This is a genomic window from Streptomyces sp. NPDC048290, assembly GCF_040652095.1.
Lineage (GTDB): Bacteria > Actinomycetota > Actinomycetes > Streptomycetales > Streptomycetaceae > Streptomyces.
Genome location: NZ_JBEZLM010000028.1, coordinates 98,680 through 118,858, shown reverse-complemented (window position 1 = coordinate 118,858; position 20,179 = coordinate 98,680). Strand labels below are relative to the sequence as shown.

The following is a 20,179-nucleotide window of genomic DNA, read 5'->3' as shown; positions in this document are numbered from 1 at the left end:
GACGGGATGACGCACGACAGCCTCCAGGGACGGGCGGGCACGCGGAGCGGCGCGGGGCCGGAGGTGACAGTGGTAGTCGCTCCCCGACGATCCGTCAATCATGCCCAGCCGCCCCCGATCCACCGTGTCGGCGCAGGTCGGCCGGGGTTTCGCGGCTGTAGCCCGATGACCGGCGGGGCGTCACCGGCGTACACCAATGGCCGGGCGGCGCGGTGGCCGGCGCCGCACATGCCCAGGCCCGCACATACCCAGGTCCGCACATGCCAAAGGCCCGCGATGCGCCGCTGTCCCAGCGCATCGCGGGCCGCTCTCTCCCCTCGGGACCGGCGTGCGCGCAAGGCCACGCCGGTGTTCCGTCAGCGGGTGCCGACCGCCGCCCGGACCGCCCGGCGGGCCATCTGGCAGTCGTCGTGCAGTCGCCGCAGCAGCAGCCGCTGCTCCTCGCCGCTCGGCACCCCTGCCGACGTTCCCGGCGTTCCCGCCCCCGCCGCCGGGGTGGGCTCGCGCATGGAACGCTGCACTGCGGTCTCGTAGGTGCGGATCTCCCGGGTCAGCACCAGCATCAGATTCACCAGGAACGCGTCCCGTGAGGCGGGTCCGGCGCTCTGGGCGATCTGGCTGATGTGCCGCCGGGCCGCCGGGGCGTCGCCCAGCACCGCCCACAGGGTGGCGAGGTCGTACCCGGGCAGGTACCAGCCCGCGTGCTCCCAGTCCACCAGCACCGGACCGGCCGGGGACAGCAGCACATTGGACAGCAGGGCGTCGCCGTGGCAGAACTGGCCCATGCCGTGGCGGCCCGCGCCCGCCGCGATGCCGTGCAGCAGCTTTTGCAGGTCCCCCAGGTCGCGGTCGGTGAGCAGCCCCTGTTCGTGGAAGCGGGCGAGCTGCTCCGGGTAGGCGAGCGGGGCGTGGAAGGTGCCCGCCGGGGGACGCCAGGCGTTCAGCTTGCAGATCGCGCCGAGCGCCGCCCGGATGTCCGCGCGGGGCGGGGCCTCGGCGGGGTGGCGGTGCAGTGCCGCGGCCCGCCCCGGCATCCGCTCGATGACCAGGGTGCAGTTGTCCGGGTCCGCCGCGATCAGCCTCGGCACCCGCACCGGGGGGCGGTGCCGGACGAACGAGCGGTATGCCGCTATCTCGTGCCGGATCCGCTCGGCCCACGCGGGGGACTGATCCAGTAAACACTTGGCGACGGCGGTGCTGCGTCCCGTCGTCCCGACGAGGAGTACGGCGCGGTTGCTGCGGCGCAGCACCTGGACCGGGGCGAACTCCGGGCAGATCCGGTGCACCGAGGCGATCGCCGTCCGCAGTTGCGCGCCCTGGGGGCCGGACAAGTCGAGTCTCCCGCTGAGCGGTTGGTTGCCGAGTCCCGCCCGCCGGGCCCGGCCCGCGCCGAGCACGGCACCGGCCGCCCCTCGCGCGGGAGCGAGATAGGGGCCGCCGCCCGACAGAGGGGCCTCGCCCGGACGGGCGGGGACCGGCCCTTGGGTGCGTGGGCGGAGCGGCCGGGGCGGTGCGGACACGGAGGACGATGCTGCGTACATGGGCGAAACAGATCCCTTCGTGTGCCTGCGACGTCATACGCCACCCGGCCCGACGGCCTTGGTGCACCCTGGGGAGTGCACCGTGTCACCAGGACGGCCGCCGGGTCGGGATGGCGCTTTCCTACCTGACACCGGATGCCCGGTGGCACACCATCTGGCGGACCCTGGCGAACCCTGGCGAATAGTCCCTCGGCAACTATCACCGGGCTAATGTCAACTCAGCCGAGAACCTGGGGGCTTGACGTGAGCGGACAATCCAACACCCGCCTGGCGGACCTGTTCGGCCTGGCCGGCTGGTCCAAGGGTGAACTCGCGAGGCTGGTCAACAAGCAGGCGGCGGCCATGGGCCACCCCCAGCTGTCGACCGACACCTCACGGGTGCGGCGCTGGATCGACATGGGAGAGATCCCGCGCGATCCCGTACCGCGGGTGCTGGCTGCCCTGTTCACCGAGCGTCTCGGCCGTGTCGTGACCATCGAGGACCTCGGTCTGGTCCGGCACGGGCGCGTGGGGAAACGGCAGGGCGACGGGGATGGCGACCATCCCGGCGACCTGTCCTGGGCGCCCGGACGGACGGCCGCGTTCCTCATCGATTTCACGGGAATGGACCTCATGCTCAACCGACGCGGTCTGGTGGGCGCGGGCGCCGTGCTCGCCGCGGGTTCCGCACTCAGCAGCACCATGCACGACTGGCTGCACACCGATCCGGCCCTGACCCCTGACGCTCCCGTACTCGACAACCCCCTGCACGCCGACCCCGCTGGGTTCGACCGCTATGAGGCCGCCCCCATCGGATCGCAGGAGATCGAGGAACTGGAGCGTTCGGTCGAGGTGTTCCGCGCCTGGGACGCGGCCCGCGGGGGCGGGCTCCAGCGCAAGGCGGTCGTGGGCCAGCTCAACGAGGTGGGCGGGATGCTCGCCTACCACCATCCTCCGCACCTCCAGCGACGCCTTTGGTGTGTGGCCGCCGACCTCGCCGCCCTGGCGGGCTGGATGTCGCACGACGTGGGTCTTGAACCCACGGCCCAGAAGTACTTCGTGATCGCCGCCCATGCCGCCCGGGAGGGCGGTGACCGGCCGCGCGCCGGTGAGGCGCTGTCCAGGGCGGCCCGGCAGATGATCCATCTGGGGCGGCCCGACGAGGCGCTGGACCTGATGAAACTCGCCCACTCGGGCGCGGGGGAGCAGATGCTGCCCCAGACCCGCTCCATGTTCCACACCATCGAGGCCTGGGCGCAGGCGTCGATGGGCAAGGGCCAGGCCATGCGCCGCACCCTGGGACAGGCCGAGGACCTGTTCGTCGCCGAGAGCGACGAGGAGAGCCCCTCCTGGATGAAGACCTTCAAGGACGAGGACCTGTACGGGATGCAGGCCCTGTCCTACCGCAGCCTGGCGGAGTTCGACCCGGCCGCCGCCGCGCACGCCCAGTACTACGCGGAGAAGGCACTCGCCCTGCGCAACGACGGGCGGGAGCGGTCGAAGATCTTCGACTATCTGTCGATGGCGTCGGCGTCCTTCATCGCGAACGACCCCGATCAGGGCGCCGCGTACGCGGGCGAGGCGCTGAAGCGGATGGGCAGCAACTCCTCGCACCGCACCTGGGACCGGATGGAGCAGATGTACCGGCTCACCGCGCGGTTCGCCGGCGATCCCCGGATCAGCGGGCTCAGGGCGGAGCTGAAGACCGCCCTGGACCGCGCGAAGGGCAAGGGCGGCGGCACCCCGGCGTAGTCCCGGCGTAGACCTGAAGAGCGCCGCGGCCCGCCATGCCGCGGTCTAGAGGGTCACCCGGGCGATCAGTACGCAGGCGTCGTCCTCGCGTCCGGCGCCGCCGAACGCGTCCTCCACCGTGCCCAGTCCGTCCTGCGCGGTGCGCGCCCCGGACAGCCGGGGGGCGAGATCGAGCAGCGGGCTCTCCACGAAGGCGCGTCCGTCGGCGGGCACCAGTCCGTCGGTGTGGAACAACAGCAGATCACCCGGTACGAGGGTGAGCGTGGTCTCGCCGTACTCGGCGCCCGAGGTCGCGCCCAGCAGGACCCCGTCCGGAGCGCTCGGCCGGCGCCCCGTCCCGTCGCGGAACAGCAGCGGGGCGGGGTGTCCGGCGCGCGCCCAGGTCAGGGCGCGGTCCGCCGGGCGGTAGCGGCAGCAGACGGCGCTGCCCAGCGAGGGCTGGGCGCTGTGGTCGAGCAACTGGTTGAGCCAGGACAGCAGTTGGCCCGGCCGGGTGCCCGCCATCGCCATACCGCGCAGGGCGCCGAGCACCATCGCCACGTCCGAGGCGACGGCGACACCGCGGCCGGTCAGTTCACCGACCGTCAGCAGGGTGTCTCCGTCGGGGAGTTCGAGGACGTCGTACCAGTCGCCGCCCATCAGGGAGCCGGTGGACGCGGGCAGGGAGCGGGCGGCGAGATCGAGTCCGGTGCCCTGGCGGGGCAGGCGCAGGGAGCCGCGCCAGGCCGGTGCGCTGGGCTCGCCCGGTTCGACGGTGAGCCGGTGCCCGGAGTGCTCCCGCTCCCGGTGGCGGCGCAGCGAGTCACCGGTGGCGCTCACCGTGGCCTGGTTGCGGCGCAGCGCGCTGACATCGCGTAACACGGCCCACATGGAGGCGGTGCTGCCGTCGGTGTCGAGTACGGGTTCGCCCATCATGTGCACGGTGCGGACGGTGCCGTCGGGGCGCAGCACGCGGAACTCGCCGTCGATCCGCCTGGCGTCGACCAGACAGTCGGTGACCATCGCGGTCAGCCGGGGGCGGTCCTCCTCGTGCACCAGGGAGGGGAGTTCGTCGAGGGTGAGCGGGGCGGCGGCGGGGTCGCGGCCGAGGATCGTGTACAGCTCGACGGACCAGGTCGCCTCGTCGGTGAGCAGATCCCACTCCGCGCTGCCGACCCGGGCGAGCAGCGAGCCGCCGGTCGGGGCGGGCAGGGGGGCCGAGGGCGCCCGGCGGGGGGCGGGGACGGCGGCCTGCGGGCCGTCGCGCAACTGGGCCAGATGGTCGTCGAGGTCTTCGAGTTGATGCAGTGCCAGGTCGTACAGGGCGCGCTGCCAGCGGCGGCGCGGTGCGCAGTCGTCCTGCGAGGTGTCCCTCCGTACGGCGTCCACATCGCCTCTGAGCCGTCGCGTCTGGGTTATCAGCGCTTCGACCGGGCCGCCTTCCGGCGGCTGGGCGGCAGGGCGGTCCGCTGGGAGAGGGGACGGCATGGCGCACTCCGATGCGATGGGATTCCCCGCTCCGGGCGGACCGGGACCGGGGGGAGGCTCGACCAGGCTGGCGAGGGGACCGCTACGACTGTGGCACAGCCCGCGACGCCCTGTAAGGGATTTGGCAACACACGATACGGTGGTGCTTCGGGCATATGCCACCGTCTTCACGGCCGGACTGTCCTGCGACTTCGGCCTACAGCGGGGCTCTTGTGGTGACGTAGTCGCGCTACGCGTGTTGACGGATCACCGGATGACCTCGCGCGCGGCGCGGGCCGGGTTCTACGGGCGCACCCCCTTGAGTGTGACGCAGGTCACACAAGTTGATCATGCTGAAGGCGTACGGCGGAGTGGGGGTGCGGGGTCGTAACAGCACACCCGGAAATCCGGACGACCTCAGGGGAGACGGCCATGGAGATCACCCTCGACCAACCCGCCCGCGCCCGACTGATCACCGGCGAGGGGGATCTCCCCGTCCCCGCCACTCTCCACTACTGCTCCAGCGACCCGCTGGCCGTGCATGTCGCCTTCCCGCCCGAGGTGACCCTCGCGGGCGAGGACGTGGTCTGGACGTTCGCCCGCTCCCTGCTGGCCGCCGGGGTGGACGGCGCGGTGGGACAGGGCGACGTCCACATCTGGCCCTGCGGCCGGGCCATGACCGTCCTCGAATTCCACTCGCCCTACGGACTGGCCCTGCTCCAGTTCGACACCGCCGCCCTGCGCCGCTTCCTGGTCCGGACCTACGCCGTCGTGGCCCCCGGCACGGAGGACCTCGGCCCCGCGGTGGAGCGCTGTCTCAACGAACTCACCGGCCAGCCCTGAGCCCCGGGCGGCTAGGAACCCTCGGAGCGCGGCGGAGAGGCGGGCGCCAGGACGAGATCGTTGCGCACGGAGAACCAGGGACCCTCGGTACCGGCCGGGCGCCCCGGGGCGTCGCCGTCGTGCGCCACGAAGGCGCGGATCAGCGACGGCTTGACCGCGAAGACCGTGTCCGAGTCGAGGTATGCGCTGTCCGCGTCGAAGATGTGCGTGGTCAGCGACTGGAAGCCGGGCGCGTCGACCCGCAGATGGATGTGCGCCGGACGCCAGGGATGCCGTCCGGTGACCGCCAGCATCCGCCCGACCGGCCCGTCGTCCGGGATGGCGTACGCCGTCGGCCGGACCGCGACAAAGGAGTACGAGCCGTCCTCGCGGGTACGGAACCGGCCCCGCAGATGGTGCTCGGGCGCGCTCGGGTCCTGGACCGCGTAGAGCCGGTCGTCGCCGTTCTGCCAGACGTCGACCACCGCCCCGGCCACCGGTGCGCCCGAGGTGTCCAGGACCCGGCCGTAGACCCGGGTGGCCGGGCCCGCCGGGCGCTCGGCGATAGCGGCGCCGTACGGGCGTTCGGGTGAGCCCGCCGCCCAGAACGGGCCGAGGACGGTGGACTCGGTGGTCGTGCCGCCCTGTTCATGGGTGAGCGCGTCGACGAGCATGGACAGCCCGAGGGTGTCCGAGAGCAGGATGAACTCCTGGCGCTCGGCGGTGGTCAGCTCCCCGGCCGCCGTCAGGAACCGGATACCGGCGTACCACTCCTCCTGGGTCAGGCCCACCTCGGTGGCGTAGGCGTGCAGATGGTGGACCAGCCGCTCCAGGAGCAGCCGCAGCCGGGGCCGGGGGCAGTCCGCGAAGCTGGCGACGACGGCCGCGGTGATCTCCTCGGGGGTGGTGACGTCCGCCGTACGGCCGTCATCGGTGGTCGAGTCCCCGGTCATCCCGTTCTTCCCTTCTCCGGTCCCACATGACTCCTGCATGACTCCTGCGTTCTCCCCTCTCCCTTCCCCGGGAACGGCTCGGGCGGCCCCGGGACGCATGTTCGTACCCCCGCGGGGGCGGGCAGGTCGTCCGGGGTACGGATGCCGGTACGGCGGCGGACGACCGGATGAGGAGGGGTACCCCGGATGCAGGACCAGGGCATCGGCTCATGGCCCCGGCGGCGGGCCCGCAGGAGCCCCGACCGGATCGCCGTCGTCCACGACGGCACCCCGCTCACCTATCGCGCGCTGCACGAGCGGGTCGGCCGGCTCGCCGGGGCGCTGCACGAGCGGTGGGGCGTGGCCCCCGGCGACCGGGTCGCCCACCTCGGCCCCAACCACCCGGCGTTCCTGGAGAACCTGTTCGCCACCGCCGCCCTGGGGGCCGTCTTCGTCCCCCTCAACACCCGGCTCAGCGAGCCCGAACTCGCCCACATGCTCCAGGACAGCGGCGCCGGTGTGCTGATCGCCGGTCCGGAGCACGCGGCCACCGCGCGCGCCCTGCGGCCCGGGGCCCTGATCGTCGGCGACGCCTACGAGGCCGCCCTCGCCGCCGCGCCGGACCGGCCGCCCGCCGAGCGGACCGTCCGCCCCGAGGACCCCTGCGTCATCATGTACACCTCCGGCACCACCGGCACACCCAAGGGCGCCGTCCTCACCCACGGCAATGTCCACTGGAACAGCTTCGACGTCCTGATCGACCTCGACCTCACCGCGGACGACATCACCCTCGTCACCGCGCCGCTGTTCCATGTCGCCGCGCTCACCATGACCTGTCTGCCCACCCTCCTCAAAGGCGGCCGGGTCGTCCTCGCGTCCCGGTTCGACCCCGAGCGGGTCCTCGACCGGATCGCGCACGACCGGATCACCTTCCTGTTCGGGGTGCCCACCATGTACGCCCGGATCGCCGCCTCGCCGCGCTGGGCCGACGCCGATCTGTCCGCGCTGCGCATCCTGCTGTGCGGCGGCGCCCCCGTCCCCGAGGCCCTCATCCGGACCTATCTCGACCGCGGACTGTCCTTCGTCCAGGGCTACGGCATGACCGAGGCCACCGCCGGAGTGCTCTGCCTCGACACTGAGCAGAGCCGGGAGAAGGCCGGATCGGCGGGGGTGCCGCACTTCTTCACCGATGTCCGGGTGGTCGGCCCGGACCTCTCGGACGTGCCGCCCGGCACACCGGGGGAGGTCGTCGTCGCCGGGCCCACCGTGTTCCCCGGCTACTGGGGGCGCCCCGACGCCACCGCCGACGCGTTCACCGACGGGTGGTTCCGCTCCGGCGATGTGGCCGTGACCGACGCCGACGGGTACACCTCCCTCGTCGACCGGGTGACGGACCTGTTCATCTCCGGCGGCGAGAACGTCTATCCCGCCGAGGTCGAGAACGTGCTCCACCGCCATCCCGCCGTCGCCGAGTGCGCCGTCCTCGGCGTGCCCGACGCCACCTGGGGCGAGGTCGGCCGGGCTCTCGTCGTACGGCACGCGGACAGTACCGCCGACGCCGCCGAACTCCTCGCGTTCGCCGCCGAGCGGCTCGGCCGGTACAAGGTGCCCAGGACCGTGGAGTTCGTCGACGCCCTGCCCCGCAACGCGGCCGGGAAGGTCCTCAAGGCCCAGCTCAGAAGGACAGCCCCCGTCGCGGCGCAGAAGGAGCCCCGTATGGAAGCCGACGCCACCGGATGCGTCCCGATCGCGTTCGACCACCGGCCGCCGCCCACCCGGGTGACCTTCGGCCCCGGCGCCCTGGACACACTGCCCCGGCTCGCCGCCGACCTGGGCCTGCGGCGGCTGCTCGTGCTGTCCACACCGGGCCGTGCCGGGCTCGCCGCGACCGCCGCCGAACTGCTCGGACCGCACTGCGCGGGCCGCTTCCCGCACGCCCGGACGCACGTCCCCGCCGAGGTCGCCGGACAGGCCCGCGCGGTGGCCCGCGACCTGGGCGCCGACGGCTGCGTCGCCGTCGGCGGCGGCTCCACCACCGGACTCGCCAAGGCGCTCGCCCTGGACCCCGGCCTGCCCTACGTGGCCGTCCCCACCAGCTACGCGGGCTCCGAGGCCACCTCCGTGTGGGGCCTGACCGACTCCGGCCGCAAGACCACCGGCCGCGACCCCGCCGTCCTGCCCCGCGCGATCCTCTACGACACCGACCTCACCCTCACCCTGCCCGCCCGCACCTCCGTCACCAGCGGCATCAACGCCATCGCGCACGCCGCGGAGGCCCTCTACGCCCCCGACACCTCCCCCTTCGTCGCGCTGCTCGCCGAGGACGGCGTCCGGCGGCTGGTGGGCGCGCTCCCCGGGATCGTCCGCGACCCCGTGGACCGCGCGGCGCGCGGCGACGCCCTGTACGGGGCCTGGCTGTGCGGCTCCTGTCTCGGCCTCACCACGATGTCCCTGCACCACAAGCTGTGCCATGTCCTCGGCGGCGCTCTCGACCTGCCGCACGCCGAGACCCACACCGTGGTCCTGCCCTATGTCCTCGCCTTCAACGAGGAGGCCGCGCACGACCGGCTCGCACCGCTGCGCCGGGCGCTGGACACCCCGTACCCGCCCACCGCGATCCAGCGGCTGGCCCGCTCGCTCGGCGCGCCCCGTTCGCTCGCCGACCTCGGGATGCGGGCCGACGACATCGACCGCACCGCGGAGCTGCTGCTCGCCCAGGGGCCGTTCACCAACCCGCGCCCGGTCGGCCCCGCCGACGTCCGCGCGCTGCTGCGGGCGGCACACGGGGGAACGGACGTGTGACGGGATCTGCGGGGCGGCCCGCCGGTCAGGCGTCCGGGTACAGCGCCGGGCGGGGGGCCAGGTCGACCGGCGTGCGGACGCCCGCCTCCAGGGCGCGCACGCCCGCCTCGGCCACCGCGGTCGCCGCGTAGCCGTCCCACGCGTCGGGGCCGGTGACCCGGCCCTCCCGCGCGGCGGCCACCCAGTCCCGCAGCTCACGGTCGTAGGCGTCGGCGAACCGGACGACATAGTCCTGCGGGACGTCCTCGCGGGCCTCGCCGTCCACGGTGAGGCGCGGACCCTGGTCCTCGCCGATCCGGGCGCTGCCGCGCTCGCCGACCGCCTCGCAGCGCACCTGGTAGCCGAAGCCGCAGTTGACGAAGATCTCCACATCCACCAGGGCGCCGCCCGCGGTCTCGAACAGCAGGAACTGCGGGTCCTGGAGCCCGTCCGGCGCCCGCCCGGACGGGGTCGGCCGCAGCGCCGTGACGGCGGTGATCTCCTGGCCGAGCAGCCAGCGCGCGGCGTCGATCTCATGCGACACGGAACTGCTGATCAGCATCGCGGAGGTGAAACCGGGCGGCGAGGAGACATTGCGGTGGACGCAGTGCAGCATCAGCGTCCGGCCCAGCCGACCCGCGTCCAGCACCTCCTTCAGCCGCCGGTACCCGGCGTCGTAGCGCCGCATGAACCCGAGCTGCACCAGCCGCCTGCCGAGCGCGGTCTCCGCCGCCAGCACCCGCAGGGCGCCCGCCGGGTCCGGTGCCAGCGGCTTCTCGCACAGCACCGGCAGCCCCCGCTCCAGCGCGGCCAGCACCGCCGCCTCGTGCAGCCGGTCCGGCGAGGCCACGATCACCGCGTCCACCCCCGGCGACTCGAGGGCGGCCTCCGGCTCCGCGTGCAGCGCCACACCGTCCAGCCCGGCCGTCGCCCGCTCGGCCCGCTCCCGGTCGGGGTCGGCCACCGCGACGACCCGGGCGCCGCCCACCCGCCGCCCGATCCGACGAATGTGGTCCGCGCCCATGTGCCCCGCACCCAGCACGGCAACGCCCAGCAGTTCACCCACGTACGCACACTCCCTCGGGCCGGAGACCTCCGGCCAGGGTAGATCGCGGGGCGGTCAGTAGCGCAGGACGCCCGCGATGCCCCGGGCGTCGCCCAGCGTGCCGTCCGGGACGAAACGGACGTCGGCGCCGGTCTCCAGGCAGGTCTCCACGATCTCGTCCACGATGTCCTCCCGGGCGTCGAGGTCGCCGCCCTCGGCCGGGATCAGATGGTCGCCGTCGTCCCGGACGGTGACCCGGAAGTTCTCCTCGACCGCCAGCAGCCGCACCCGGGCCTCCCGGGCGTTCCGCCACAGCTCGTCCACCCCGGCCGCGAACTCCTTGCGGCCCCGCGCCGCTTCCAGCTCCCCGGTGATCTGCCGCACCGCCCGCGCCGCCGCCTCCCGGACCGCCGGGCGCACCGCCTGCCACACCGCGTCCGGGGTGCCGTGGGTCAGCCCGCCGTGCGGTACGTGCACCGCGCCCCGCACGACCGACCCGACCTCGTCCAGCGTGGCCAGCGCCGTCGTCTCCCCGGTGACGAACAGCGGCCGGGGGCTGCCGCGCAGGACGGCGTCCATCGCGCCGTCCGCCGCCCGCAGAAAGGCGCGGGTGCGCTCGTCGCGGAAGGTGCTCGGCGTGTCCCCGATCTGCTCCTGGCGCTCCGGGTCGAAGTTCTCCGCCGCCCGGGTCATGGGGAACGCCCCGACGACGGCCTCCCGGACCCGGTCGCCGCCGCCGTTCCACAGCGTGGCCCGGTCCGCCGACACCGACAGCACCCAGAACGGCCGCTCGGCGGCCTGCGCGGAGACCAGATTGCGGGTCAGGAACGTGTCCGAGAGCACCACCCGCTCCGGCACACTCCGGGCCAGCGACCACACCTGGTGCTCACCCGGCGCCGCGAAGATCACCAGACCGTCCTCGGAGTGCGCGAGATCGACCTCGGTCAGCGCCTGGTCGAGCTGGGTCACCACCTGCGCCCGCCGCTCCTTGGTGACCGCGGGATCGGCCTCCAGTTGCTTCTTGGCCTCGGCCAGCACATTGCGCAGCCGGACCGGGTCCTGGGCGTTGTCCGGCTCACGGCGGTGGGTGGGGGTCAGGACGGAGACGGCCGGATAGGGCCGCGGACGGCGCAGCTCGGCAAGGGTCGCGGGACTCAGTGCGTGCTCCATGACAGCACCATAGGGCCGATTCACGGACGGGGCATTTGGTGGCGTTCGCGACATCTCTGAGTGCCACACGGAGCGCCTCTCGGAGCGGCTCACGGGCGCTCGTCGTCGCCGCAGGAACTGCCGTTCGGCGGCAGTGAGCCGTACAGCAGGAACGCGTCGACCGTGGAGCGCACACACCTGGAGGAGGCGTACCCGGTGTGCCCGTCGCCCTTGTTGTCCAGCACGACCGCCGCCTCGCCCAGGCGCCGCGCGGTCTGCTCGGTCCAGCGGTACGGCGTCGCCGGGTCGCCCCGCGTACCGACCAGCAGCATCTTCGCCGCGTCGACGTCCTTGACCCGCTCCCGGATGAAGTCCGTGCCCTGCGGGCGGCCGTAGCACAGCAGCACCTGGGTGAGCTGGTGCGTGCCGAACACGGGGGACGCCTGCTGGTACGCGGCGCGCAGCCGGGCCAGCTCCCGGGTGAGGCGCGCCGCGCTCGGCCGGTCGGGGTCGTCGGCGCAGTTCACGGCGACCAGGGCGGCCGGGAGATTGTCGAAGGGGATGTCCTCCTCGGCGACGGGAGTGTCGTGCGGGGCGGGGGAGTCGGAGGGGGAGGCGGGGTCCGTGGGGGTCGTGGGGGTGGTCGGGTCTTTGACGGTCGTCGGGTCCGTGGGCGTCGTCGGGTCCTTGGGGTGTGTCTCCCGTGCCGGCCGTGGCCGGGGAGCCGTCGTGACCGTCACCCCGCCCGGTGCCGCCGCCCCGCCCGTCGCGAAGTTCTCCACGCCCCGGGTGTCGCCGTCCTCGACCAGCGAGGCGAGCGCCCGCTCCAGCAGCGGCCACAGCCGCTCGCTGTACAGCGCCTGCCCGATCGCCCCCACCAGGTCCTGGCCGGTGAACGGCCCGTTGAACGTGGTCGGCACCGGGTCCTCGTCCAGCGACCGGACCAGCTTGACGACGTCCTCGCGCGCCCGGCGCGGATCTTGGCCGAACGGACAGGCCACGTCACCGACGCACCAGTCCAGGAAGTCCTCCAGCGCGGTCTGCTGGCCCTTGGCGCCCGCGATGCCCTGGGTGGCGAGCGGTTCGGTGAGGGTGTCCACGCCGTCCAGGGTGATCCGGCCCACCCGGTCGGGGAACTGCGCCGCGTACACCGCGCCCAGCCGGGTCCCGTACGAGAACCCGAGGTAGTTGAGGTCGCGGTCGCCGAGGGCCTGGCGTATGACGTCCAGGTCGCGCGAGACGTCCACGGTGCCCATGTGGTGCTGGACCGGGCCCGAGTGCCGGGCGCATTCGGCCGCCGCCGCGCGCAGCCGCCGCAGCAGCGCCGCCGGGTCGGCCAGCGGATCGGTGGCGTCCGCCTCGGTGCCGTCGCTCTCGTAGGCGGCGGTGCCGCAGGTGACGGGGGAGGAGCGGCCGACGCCGCGCGGGTCGAAACCGACCACGTCGTAGCCGTCCGTGAGGCCCATGAAGTCCTCGCCGCCGTAGGCGAGTTCGGTCACCCCGGCGCCGCCGGGGCCGCCGAAGTTCAGGACGACCGAGCCTCGTCTGTCGCCGGTGGCGCGATAGCGGGCGAGGGCCAGGCCGAGCGTTCCGGCGCCGGGTCTCGCGTAGTCCAGCGGCACCGTGACCGTGCCGCACTGGAGGTCGCGGGGCATACCGTCGCCCTCGCAGCCGCCCCAGGCCACCTTCTGGCGGTAGAAGCGGGTGAGGTCGGGCTCGGCGGCGCGCTTCCCGGCGGTGGCGGGCGCGGTGGCGGTTGCCGTGGCGGGGAGCGCGGTGCCGACGAGCGCGAGACCGGTGGCCGCCGCGACGACCGCGGGGCGCACCAGCAGCCTGCTCAGCATCGATGCCTCCAAGGCGGCCTGCGGCTGCTGCCGCGCCGCGAACCGGGGAACGGGGCCTCGGCTCACGATAGGCGGCACCTGTCCGGGCCGCCCGTCGGCGAGGGGCGGCGGGCGGAGGCGCGCTGTGCCGTAGGCCATCGGACCGGTGCTGGTGCTGGTGCTGGTCCCGGTGCCGTACGCCGTCGTGCCGATGGCGAACCCGGACCCGGACCCGGACCCGGACCCGTATCCGTGCCGTGCGGGCGCCGCGCGCTCTGTCTGGATGATCACGTGATGTGATCCATACCCGGTTTTGCGACCAGTTCGATAAGTCTGTCCACTCGATGGGGTGAAAGGACGATTGGCCATAACTCGGATGGTTCGCCTGCGTTTTATCCCGTACGGGCGACCGCCCGTGACCCAGTCTGGAAGGCAGGCACCCTATGAAACGGGTTACCCGGAACGGTGTGATCGCCGTCGCCGCCGCCTCCGGCGCGATGGCCGTGGCGTTTCCCGCGCAGGCCGCCTTCGCTGTCGGAGGCTCCTCGGCGGGCGGTGGTGCAACCGGCTCACCAGGGCTGATCTCCGGAAATACGATTCAGCTCCCGGTGGATGTCCCGGTGAACGCGTGCGGCAACACCGTGAATGTGGTAGGGCTCCTCAACCCGGCCGCGGGCAACACCTGCGCCGCCGAGAGCGCCGGTGGCGACGCCGGGGCCGGGCAGCCGGGCGGGGCGCCCGAGGGGGCGACGGCCGAGGGCGGGTCCCAGGGCTCACCGGGGCTGCTGTCCGGCAACGGAGTCCAACTGCCCGTCGAACTGCCGGTCACCATCAGCGGCAACAGCGTGAACGTCGTCGGCGTCGGCAACGCCGCCACCGGCAACGAGTCGGACGACCGGCCGGGCCCGCGCAAGCCTCCGGCGCCCCCGGAACGCCCGGAACCCCCGGTGGAGCCGCCGGTCCCCGGCACACCGGAACCCCCGGCCCGGCACACCCCCGCTCCCGCGCCGCCCGCCCCGGCCCCGCCCGGCACCACGGCCTCGCTGGCCCATACGGGTACGGACGCCACTCTGCCGGTCGCGCTCGGCGCGGGCGCGCTGATCCTGGGCGGGGCGGCGCTCTACCGGCGCCACCGTCCCGGCGCGGCCCGCTGACCGGACCGCACCCGCAGGGTCCAGGCCCCGTCGGCGGACGCCTCCGGCGGGGCCGAGCCCTTGCCGTCCGCTCCGGTCAGCCTCGCGGTGTGTGCGCCCGCCGGTGCAACGCGCGGATCTCCTCCACCAGTTCCGGGACCGGCCCCTCCACCGTCACCCCGGGCGCCACCTCCTGCACCGGCAACGGCCGTACCGGCGCGGGCTCCACGCCCAACTCGGCCAGCCAGGAGACCAGTTGCGCCGAGGACGCCACGTACACGATGCGGCCCAGGCCCACCCAGCCGTGCGCCGCCGCGCACATCGGGCAGTGCTCACCCGAGGTGTACACCGTGGCCCCCGCGCGCTCCTCGGGGGAGAGGTGCCCGGCCGACCAGCGGGCCAGCTCGAACTCCGGGTGGCGGGTGCGGTCGCCGTCCGCGATCCGGTTGCGGTCCTCGGCGAGCACCGTCCCGTCGGCCCCCACCAGCACCGATCCGAACGGTTCGTCCCCGGCGTCCAGCGCCTCGCCCGCCAGTTCCAGACAGCGGCGCAGATACGGCAGCTCGGTGGTGTCGACCATGGCGTACGGCCTTCCTCTCGCGCCCCGGCCCGGCGATGACACCGGCGCCGGTCCTCGGCAGTGATCTTCCGGCAGCCTACGTCGGACCGGCGGACCGGCCCACGTGATATCCGCCGGGTCCGGTAGGTCGCCGGTCCGCCCGGTCTGTGAGGTTCGGCGAAATTCGTTGCCTTGAGCACGCTGTGGTGATGAAGTGTGGCCTATGGATCACTCCGGGGTACTCGCACTCTTCGACCGGGACATGCGCGAGAGTGCGCGCCCCGACGGGCCCGACGCCGTGGTCGAGCGGGTGGGCCGGGTGGTCCGCCAGACCGCCCCCGCCCACGGCTGGAACGGGGTGCTCTGGTCCGACCTCGACGAGTCCACCGCCGACGCGGCGATAGCCCGGCAGATCGCCGACTTCACCGCGCTCGGCCGGGAGTTCGAGTGGAAGGTGTACGGCCATGACCTCCCCGTCGACCTGGGGCAGCGGCTCGCCTCGGCCGGGTTCACCCCGGAACCGGAGGAGACGCTGATGATCGGCGAGGTGGCCGACCTCGATCTGGACGCCGACGCTCCGGACGGCATCCGGATCGTCCCGGTCACCGACCCGGCCGGCGTCGACCTCGCCGTCGCGGTCCACGAACGCGCCTTCGGTACCGACGGCTCCCGGCTCCGGCGCCGGATGCTGGCCCAGTTGCAGGCCGACCCCGACGCCGTGGTGGCCGTCCTCGCCCTCGCCGGGGACGAACCCGTCAGCGCGGCCCGGCTGGAGCTGGCGCCGGGCGCGCGCTTCGCCGGACTGTGGGGCGGCGGCACCGTCGAGTCCTGGCGGGGCAGGGGCGTCTACCGCGCGCTGGTCGCCCACCGCGCCCGGGTCGCCGTGGCGAACGGCTTCCGCTATCTCCAGGTCGACGCGCTCGCCGCCAGCCGCCCCATCCTCGAACGCCTAGGCTTCCAGCCGCTCACCACGACCACGCCGTACCTGTACGTGCCTCAGGGCGCCTCGGCGTGACGTCCGTCGACGGCGTGGCCGTCGGCGGGACGGGGGTCGGTGGGACGGGGGTCTGCGGTGGGGCCGTCGGCGGTGCGGCCCCCGGCGGGACGGGGGTCCGAGGTACGGCGGTCGGCGGTGCGGCCCTCGGCGGGACGGGGGTCTGCGGTGGGACGGGGGTCCGAGGTACGGCGGTCGGCGGTACCGGGGCCCGCGTTACGGCGGTCCATGGCGCGTGCCCGGTGCCGCGCCCGGTCGGCGAGGAGCACACCGCCCGCCGCCGCCGACAGCGCCACACTCACCGCCACCGCGAAGCGGGCGTCCTGCCCGGCCCCGGCGGCCGTCGCGGCGAGCAGCGGACCCGCGAAGGCACCGGCGTTGAGCCCCACGGTCGCGAACGAGCCCGCCAGCACCGGGGCGTCCGCCGCGGTGTGCATGACCCGGTTGATCAGCGACGCGCCGACGCCGAAGGACAGCGCGCCGAGGAGCACCGCGAGCGGGAGCAGCGCCCAGGCCGAGGTGCTGCCCAGCGCCAGGACCGCCCAGGCGGCGGGCAGGGCGAGCAGCGCGATCCGCAGATCCCGCTTGAGTGTGCCGTCCGCGGTGCGGCCCGCCCAGGCGACCCCGGCGGACGCGCCGACCCCGAACGCCGCCAGCAGCCCCGGTACCGCGCTGCCGGCCAGCCCGGTCACCTCGGTTGCCAGCACCGCGAGATAGCCGAAGGTCGCGAAGGTCGCCCCGTTGACCAGCGCCCCGAGCAGCAGGGCGACCCGTACCGGCCGTGACCGCAGGACCCGTGCCTCGGTGCGGACGGACAGCGCGACGGGGGCCGCGGCGTCGGCCGGGGCCGAGCGGAACACCAGGGCCAGGGCGGGCAGACACAGCGCCGCCACCGCCCAGAACGCGGCCCGCCAGCCAGCGAAGTCACCGAGCGCGGCCCCGGCGGGCACACCGACGACACAGGCCAGCGTCACCCCGGACAGCAGTACGGCCGTAGCCCGCGCCCGGCGCTCGGCGGGCACGGCGTCGTGCGCGACCGACATGGCCACCGCGAGGAACCCGGCGTTGGTCACCGCCGCGATCACCCGGGTGGCGAAGAGCACGGCGAAGTCGCCGGTGAGCGCGCCGACGAGATGCACGGCGACGAACGCCGTCAGGAACCCGGCGAGCGCCCGGCGCCGGGGCAGCCGGGCGCCCAGCGCGGCCATCACGGGCGCGCCGAGGACCATCCCCACGGCGTAGGCGGAGGTGAGGCTCGCGGCGGCACCGGTCGACACCGACAGATCGGCGGCGATGCCCGGGACCAGCCCGGCGAGCATGAATTCGGAGGTGCCCTGCGCGAACACGGCAAGGCTGAGGACATGGAGGAACAACGGCACGGAGATCGGCTCCCACGGCGGACGGACGAACGGGGATGCCGTGGGCCGGGCGGGTCGGAGCCGGTCGGGCGTGACACGGAGGTCACGGCGCGACGACACGACGGGAGAACCGGGCCCACGGATACGGGGGTCCGGTCACGGGAGGCGGAAGCGGTCGGGACGACCGACGCGCTACGGCTGAGAACCTGTCCGCCGCCGGGTGACCGGCGGCCTGGCTCTGTCCGACTCGGGCTGTGTCATGACGGGGACCTTAGCGGGGGCCGTCCCGGCGATCAACGGGGTTTTCGCGGTGGCACCGGTTCCTTGAGCCTCAGCCCCCAGGGGCCGCGAGCCCAAGCCCTGGTTCCCCTGCCCGGCAGCCTGCCCTGAGCCCCCGCCCTCCCACACCTCACCCCCGACCCACGCCCCCCACTCCCTCACTCCCCGTCACCCACCCCGTGGCCAGGACCACTTCCCGCGCCAGCGCCGGCACCGGTTGTCCGTCCGTGGTGATCCTGACCGTGTCCGCCGGGGCCTCCCGGTCCAGGAGCCGGGCCTTGCGGGCGCTGCCCGCGAGTTCCCCGGCCAGTTCGGAGCCCAGCTCCCGGCCGGAGAGCCGGAGCGCGGTCGTCTCGTCGGTGGCGGTCAGCAACACCCGTACGATCCGCACGTCCGGGCCCATCGCCCGGTGGAACATCCCGGCGGACTCGCCCAGCACGCTCACGGTGTTGGTGTAGATCAGCCGCCGGTGGCCGAGTCCGGCGTAGGTGGCCCAGACCGCCGTCAGATTGCGCTCGGTGACCGCCGACCGGTGGGGGTCGCCCTCCGGGGCGGGATGGACCATGCCCATGAAGTCGCCGTCGATCACGGCGTGCGCCACCCCGGCGGTGCGCAGCAGGGCCGAGACCTCCCAGCCGACCGTGGTCTTTCCGACGCCCGCGCGTCCCCCGATGAGCAGTACCTGAGCGGTCTTCGCCGGTGTCCGATCCATGCGGACCAGCGTGCCGGGCCGGGTCGCGCTTGACATGCAAGTAATTGCCTGCATAACTTTAAGTGTGCAATCAGAGAGTGACTCCGCGATGGACCGGGTCTTCAAGGCGCTGGCCGACGACACCCGCCGCAGGCTGCTGGACCGGCTGCATGAGCAGAGCGGTCAGACGCTCGGCGAGCTGTGTGCCCGGATCGAGATGACCCGGCAGTCGGTGACCCAGCATCTGGCCGTCCTGGAGGCCGCGAATCTGGTCAGCACGGTGCGGCGGGGCAGGGAGAAGCTGCACTACCTCAATCCGGTGCCGCTCCATGAGATCCAGGAGCGGTGGATCGACAAGTTCGAGCGCTCGCGGCTGCGTGCGCTCGGTGCCCTGAAGCGACGAGCCGAGGAAGCCATGACCGACAAGCCCAACTATGTGTACGTCACCTACATCGCCAGCACACCCGAGAAGGTGTGGGACGCGCTCACCGACGCCGAAGTGACCGCCGACTACTGGGGCCACAGCAATGTCTCGGCGGACTGGCGGCCCGGCTCGCGCTGGGCCCATGTCCGCACCGACGGCTCCGGCGTCGAGGACATCGTCGGCGAGGTCGTCGAGAGTGACCGGCCCACCCGGCTGGTCACCACCTGGAGCGACCCGGCACGGGCGGACCAGGCGGACGCCTACTCCCGTGTCACCTACGACATCCGGCCGCACGAGGACATCGTCCGGCTGACCGTCACCCATGAGGACCTGTACGACGAGGGCGAGCTGGCGGACTTCTCGCTCGGCTGGCCACAGGTGCTCTCCAACCTGAAGTCGCTGCTGGAGACCGGGCGTTCGCTGCCGCAGAAGCCCTGGCTGGTGCCGACGTCCTGACCCGGACCCCGACCCGGACCGTGAGCCCGGCACGGCGGTGGCCGGTCGGCGGGGCTGTGCGCCCCGCGGACCGGCCGTCCGCTGTCGCGGTTCTTCCAGGTCCGATGACCTCTCTTCCGCTCCCGTCTACGTCACTGGCTTGCGGGCGGTCCTGAACGCCGCACCGGCACAGGCCAGGCCGAGCACGATCGCCAGCGCTCCGATGACGACGTTGTTCCAGATGACGCCCCGGTCGGGGCCGGTGCCGACGATCCACGGCGCGATGATCATCCATACGCCCATCGCGCACATGGCCCAGCTCAGGCCGTACATGCGTTCCGGGGCCCTGGTGAATCCAAGGGCCAGGAGACCTATCGCGATACCCATGATCAGATTGTGGGTCGCGAGGGCCGGCTGGGTGGCCGAGTAGTGGACTATCCACGGGGACGCCGCACAGTACAGGCCCAGCAGGAACACCGGGCCGTCCATGAGCGCCACATCGCGGCCGCCGAGCATACGGGCGTAGCGATCCCGCATTTCGGAGACATCGGGGTGGCTCGATATGTCACCCCTGGTGTGCGAGACATTGGCCATGAGTCGTCTCCCTTGTGACTGGCAGGCATTACCGCTTCTGGTGCGGTGTGCGGTAAACGCCGCATAAGTTCATTGTGCTCCTTTTTCGGACTTATGTGTAGCGCTCAGCGAGGGCGGCCGGTAGGCGCCGGTAGGCGGCCGATCGACAGGGCGGCGGCCGGGACGGCGGCCCGGCATCAGCGGCCCCCCGCAGGTGTCCCGCAGGGTCTCGCCGGGTCCCGCAGGCGTCCCGGGTGATCGGCCCCGTGGATCGGACACCGCCGGAGCGCCCCGCTCCCGGCGTCCCGTCCGGCAGCCGCCGCAGGGTGCGGGCGCGGTCGCCCGGCCGCCGCCCGGCGCGGTGAACGGTGTTGCCGGTGCGCGGTCACCGCGATCACCGCGCTCACCGCGGTGAGATATTCCCGCTGTTCGATCCATGGCGCCGATGAATGCAGGCCGCATT

At 73.5% G+C, this 20,179-nt stretch carries 16 protein-coding genes; 6 read left to right on the top strand and 10 right to left on the bottom strand.

The annotated features are described in order from the left end of the window. Nucleotides 1-356: 356 nt before the first annotated feature. Complete coding sequence (locus tag AB0D49_RS35200; protein WP_362765957.1) at nucleotides 357-1,541, bottom strand: aminoglycoside phosphotransferase family protein; 1,185 nt, start codon at nucleotides 1,539-1,541, stop codon at nucleotides 357-359. 243 nt (nucleotides 1,542-1,784) lie between these two features. Here AB0D49_RS35200 and AB0D49_RS35195 point away from each other — a divergent pair, with 243 nt between their 5' ends. Beyond that, nucleotides 1,785-3,272 (top strand): hypothetical protein, encoded by a 1,488-nt coding sequence (locus tag AB0D49_RS35195; protein WP_362765954.1) that lies wholly within the window; start codon nucleotides 1,785-1,787, stop codon nucleotides 3,270-3,272. Nucleotides 3,273-3,317: 45 nt separating this feature from the next. On the opposite strand, the gene AB0D49_RS35190 is transcribed toward AB0D49_RS35195, so the two are convergent. Continuing rightward, nucleotides 3,318-4,739 carry a SpoIIE family protein phosphatase gene (locus AB0D49_RS35190; RefSeq protein WP_362765951.1) on the bottom strand — a complete coding sequence of 474 codons (1,422 nt, stop codon included), beginning with the start codon at nucleotides 4,737-4,739 and terminating at the stop codon, nucleotides 3,318-3,320. 411 nt (nucleotides 4,740-5,150) lie between these two features. Here AB0D49_RS35190 and AB0D49_RS35185 point away from each other — a divergent pair, with 411 nt between their 5' ends. After that, nucleotides 5,151-5,561, top strand: coding sequence for an SsgA family sporulation/cell division regulator (locus AB0D49_RS35185; RefSeq protein WP_362765948.1), 411 nt, complete (start codon nucleotides 5,151-5,153; stop codon nucleotides 5,559-5,561). Nucleotides 5,562-5,572: 11 nt separating this feature from the next. On the opposite strand, the gene AB0D49_RS35180 is transcribed toward AB0D49_RS35185, so the two are convergent. After that, entirely contained in the window at nucleotides 5,573-6,493 is a 921-nt protein-coding gene (locus tag AB0D49_RS35180) for a dioxygenase (RefSeq protein ID WP_362765945.1), read from the bottom strand. Nucleotides 6,494-6,679: 186 nt separating this feature from the next. Here AB0D49_RS35180 and AB0D49_RS35175 point away from each other — a divergent pair, with 186 nt between their 5' ends. Then, the gene (locus AB0D49_RS35175; RefSeq protein WP_362765942.1) at nucleotides 6,680-9,274 is read left to right on the top strand and encodes a long-chain-fatty-acid--CoA ligase; all 2,595 of its coding nucleotides are present in this window, start codon (nucleotides 6,680-6,682) and stop codon (nucleotides 9,272-9,274) included. A 25-nt stretch (nucleotides 9,275-9,299) separates the two neighbouring features. Here the strand turns inward: AB0D49_RS35175 and AB0D49_RS35170 are convergent, their stop codons facing one another. The 3 genes from AB0D49_RS35170 to AB0D49_RS35160 all read right to left on the bottom strand — a co-directional run bounded on the left by AB0D49_RS35170 (nucleotide 9,300) and on the right by AB0D49_RS35160 (nucleotide 13,291). Continuing rightward, entirely contained in the window at nucleotides 9,300-10,319 is a 1,020-nt protein-coding gene (locus tag AB0D49_RS35170) for a Gfo/Idh/MocA family oxidoreductase (RefSeq protein WP_362765939.1), read from the bottom strand. 54 nt (nucleotides 10,320-10,373) lie between these two features. Continuing rightward, nucleotides 10,374-11,468, bottom strand: coding sequence for a chemotaxis protein (locus AB0D49_RS35165; RefSeq protein WP_362765936.1), 1,095 nt, complete (start codon nucleotides 11,466-11,468; stop codon nucleotides 10,374-10,376). 89 nt (nucleotides 11,469-11,557) lie between these two features. Further along, nucleotides 11,558-13,291: an alpha/beta hydrolase gene (locus AB0D49_RS35160; RefSeq protein ID WP_362766011.1), complete on the bottom strand. Its 1,734-nt coding sequence runs from the start codon at nucleotides 13,289-13,291 to the stop codon at nucleotides 11,558-11,560. Between the two features lie 422 nt (nucleotides 13,292-13,713). Here AB0D49_RS35160 and AB0D49_RS35155 point away from each other — a divergent pair, with 422 nt between their 5' ends. After that, a complete protein-coding gene (locus AB0D49_RS35155) occupies nucleotides 13,714-14,424 on the top strand; it encodes a chaplin (RefSeq protein ID WP_362765933.1) in 711 nt (236 codons plus the stop codon). 76 nt (nucleotides 14,425-14,500) lie between these two features. Here AB0D49_RS35155 and AB0D49_RS35150 read toward each other — a convergent pair whose 3' ends face one another. Next, entirely contained in the window at nucleotides 14,501-14,983 is a 483-nt protein-coding gene (locus AB0D49_RS35150; protein WP_362765930.1) for a nucleoside deaminase, read from the bottom strand. A 202-nt stretch (nucleotides 14,984-15,185) separates the two neighbouring features. Between AB0D49_RS35150 and AB0D49_RS35145 the strand changes: the two genes are divergently transcribed. Next, nucleotides 15,186-15,977, top strand: a complete 792-nt coding sequence (locus tag AB0D49_RS35145; RefSeq protein ID WP_362765927.1) for a GNAT family N-acetyltransferase — start codon at nucleotides 15,186-15,188, stop codon at nucleotides 15,975-15,977. On the opposite strand, the gene AB0D49_RS35140 is transcribed toward AB0D49_RS35145, so the two are convergent. Then, entirely contained in the window at nucleotides 15,959-17,335 is a 1,377-nt protein-coding gene (locus tag AB0D49_RS35140) for a Cmx/CmrA family chloramphenicol efflux MFS transporter (RefSeq protein ID WP_362765924.1), read from the bottom strand. The genes AB0D49_RS35145 and AB0D49_RS35140 overlap by 19 nt on opposite strands. Before the next feature lie 388 nt (nucleotides 17,336-17,723). Beyond that, nucleotides 17,724-18,305: a hypothetical protein gene (locus AB0D49_RS35135; protein ID WP_362766008.1), complete on the bottom strand. Its 582-nt coding sequence runs from the start codon at nucleotides 18,303-18,305 to the stop codon at nucleotides 17,724-17,726. An 88-nt stretch (nucleotides 18,306-18,393) separates the two neighbouring features. On the opposite strand from AB0D49_RS35135, the gene AB0D49_RS35130 reads away from it, so the two are divergent. Next, nucleotides 18,394-19,164: a metalloregulator ArsR/SmtB family transcription factor gene (locus tag AB0D49_RS35130; RefSeq protein WP_362766005.1), complete on the top strand. Its 771-nt coding sequence runs from the start codon at nucleotides 18,394-18,396 to the stop codon at nucleotides 19,162-19,164. Between the two features lie 126 nt (nucleotides 19,165-19,290). On the opposite strand, the gene AB0D49_RS35125 is transcribed toward AB0D49_RS35130, so the two are convergent. Beyond that, nucleotides 19,291-19,737 (bottom strand): SPW repeat protein, encoded by a 447-nt coding sequence (locus tag AB0D49_RS35125; protein WP_362765921.1) that lies wholly within the window; start codon nucleotides 19,735-19,737, stop codon nucleotides 19,291-19,293. Between the last annotated feature and the right edge of the window lie 442 nt (nucleotides 19,738-20,179).

Excerpts from the sequence above, each read along its gene's own strand:
- AB0D49_RS35150 (WP_362765930.1), bottom strand. The coding sequence starts at position 14,983 with ATGGTCGACACCACCGAGCTGCCGTATCTGCGCCGCTGTCTGGAACTG.
- AB0D49_RS35125 (WP_362765921.1), bottom strand. The coding sequence starts at position 19,737 with ATGGCCAATGTCTCGCACACCAGGGGTGACATATCGAGCCACCCCGAT.
- AB0D49_RS35175 (WP_362765942.1), top strand. The coding sequence starts at position 6,680 with ATGCAGGACCAGGGCATCGGCTCATGGCCCCGGCGGCGGGCCCGCAGG.
- AB0D49_RS35185 (WP_362765948.1), top strand. The coding sequence starts at position 5,151 with ATGGAGATCACCCTCGACCAACCCGCCCGCGCCCGACTGATCACCGGC.
- AB0D49_RS35130 (WP_362766005.1), top strand. The coding sequence starts at position 18,394 with ATGGACCGGGTCTTCAAGGCGCTGGCCGACGACACCCGCCGCAGGCTG.
- AB0D49_RS35135 (WP_362766008.1), bottom strand. The coding sequence starts at position 18,305 with ATGGATCGGACACCGGCGAAGACCGCTCAGGTACTGCTCATCGGGGGA.
- AB0D49_RS35180 (WP_362765945.1), bottom strand. The coding sequence starts at position 6,493 with ATGACCGGGGACTCGACCACCGATGACGGCCGTACGGCGGACGTCACC.
- AB0D49_RS35200 (WP_362765957.1), bottom strand. The coding sequence starts at position 1,541 with ATGTACGCAGCATCGTCCTCCGTGTCCGCACCGCCCCGGCCGCTCCGC.
- AB0D49_RS35145 (WP_362765927.1), top strand. The coding sequence starts at position 15,186 with ATGGATCACTCCGGGGTACTCGCACTCTTCGACCGGGACATGCGCGAG.
- AB0D49_RS35190 (WP_362765951.1), bottom strand. The coding sequence starts at position 4,739 with ATGCCGTCCCCTCTCCCAGCGGACCGCCCTGCCGCCCAGCCGCCGGAA.
- AB0D49_RS35160 (WP_362766011.1), bottom strand. The coding sequence starts at position 13,291 with ATGCTGAGCAGGCTGCTGGTGCGCCCCGCGGTCGTCGCGGCGGCCACC.
- AB0D49_RS35165 (WP_362765936.1), bottom strand. The coding sequence starts at position 11,468 with ATGGAGCACGCACTGAGTCCCGCGACCCTTGCCGAGCTGCGCCGTCCG.
- AB0D49_RS35155 (WP_362765933.1), top strand. The coding sequence starts at position 13,714 with ATGAAACGGGTTACCCGGAACGGTGTGATCGCCGTCGCCGCCGCCTCC.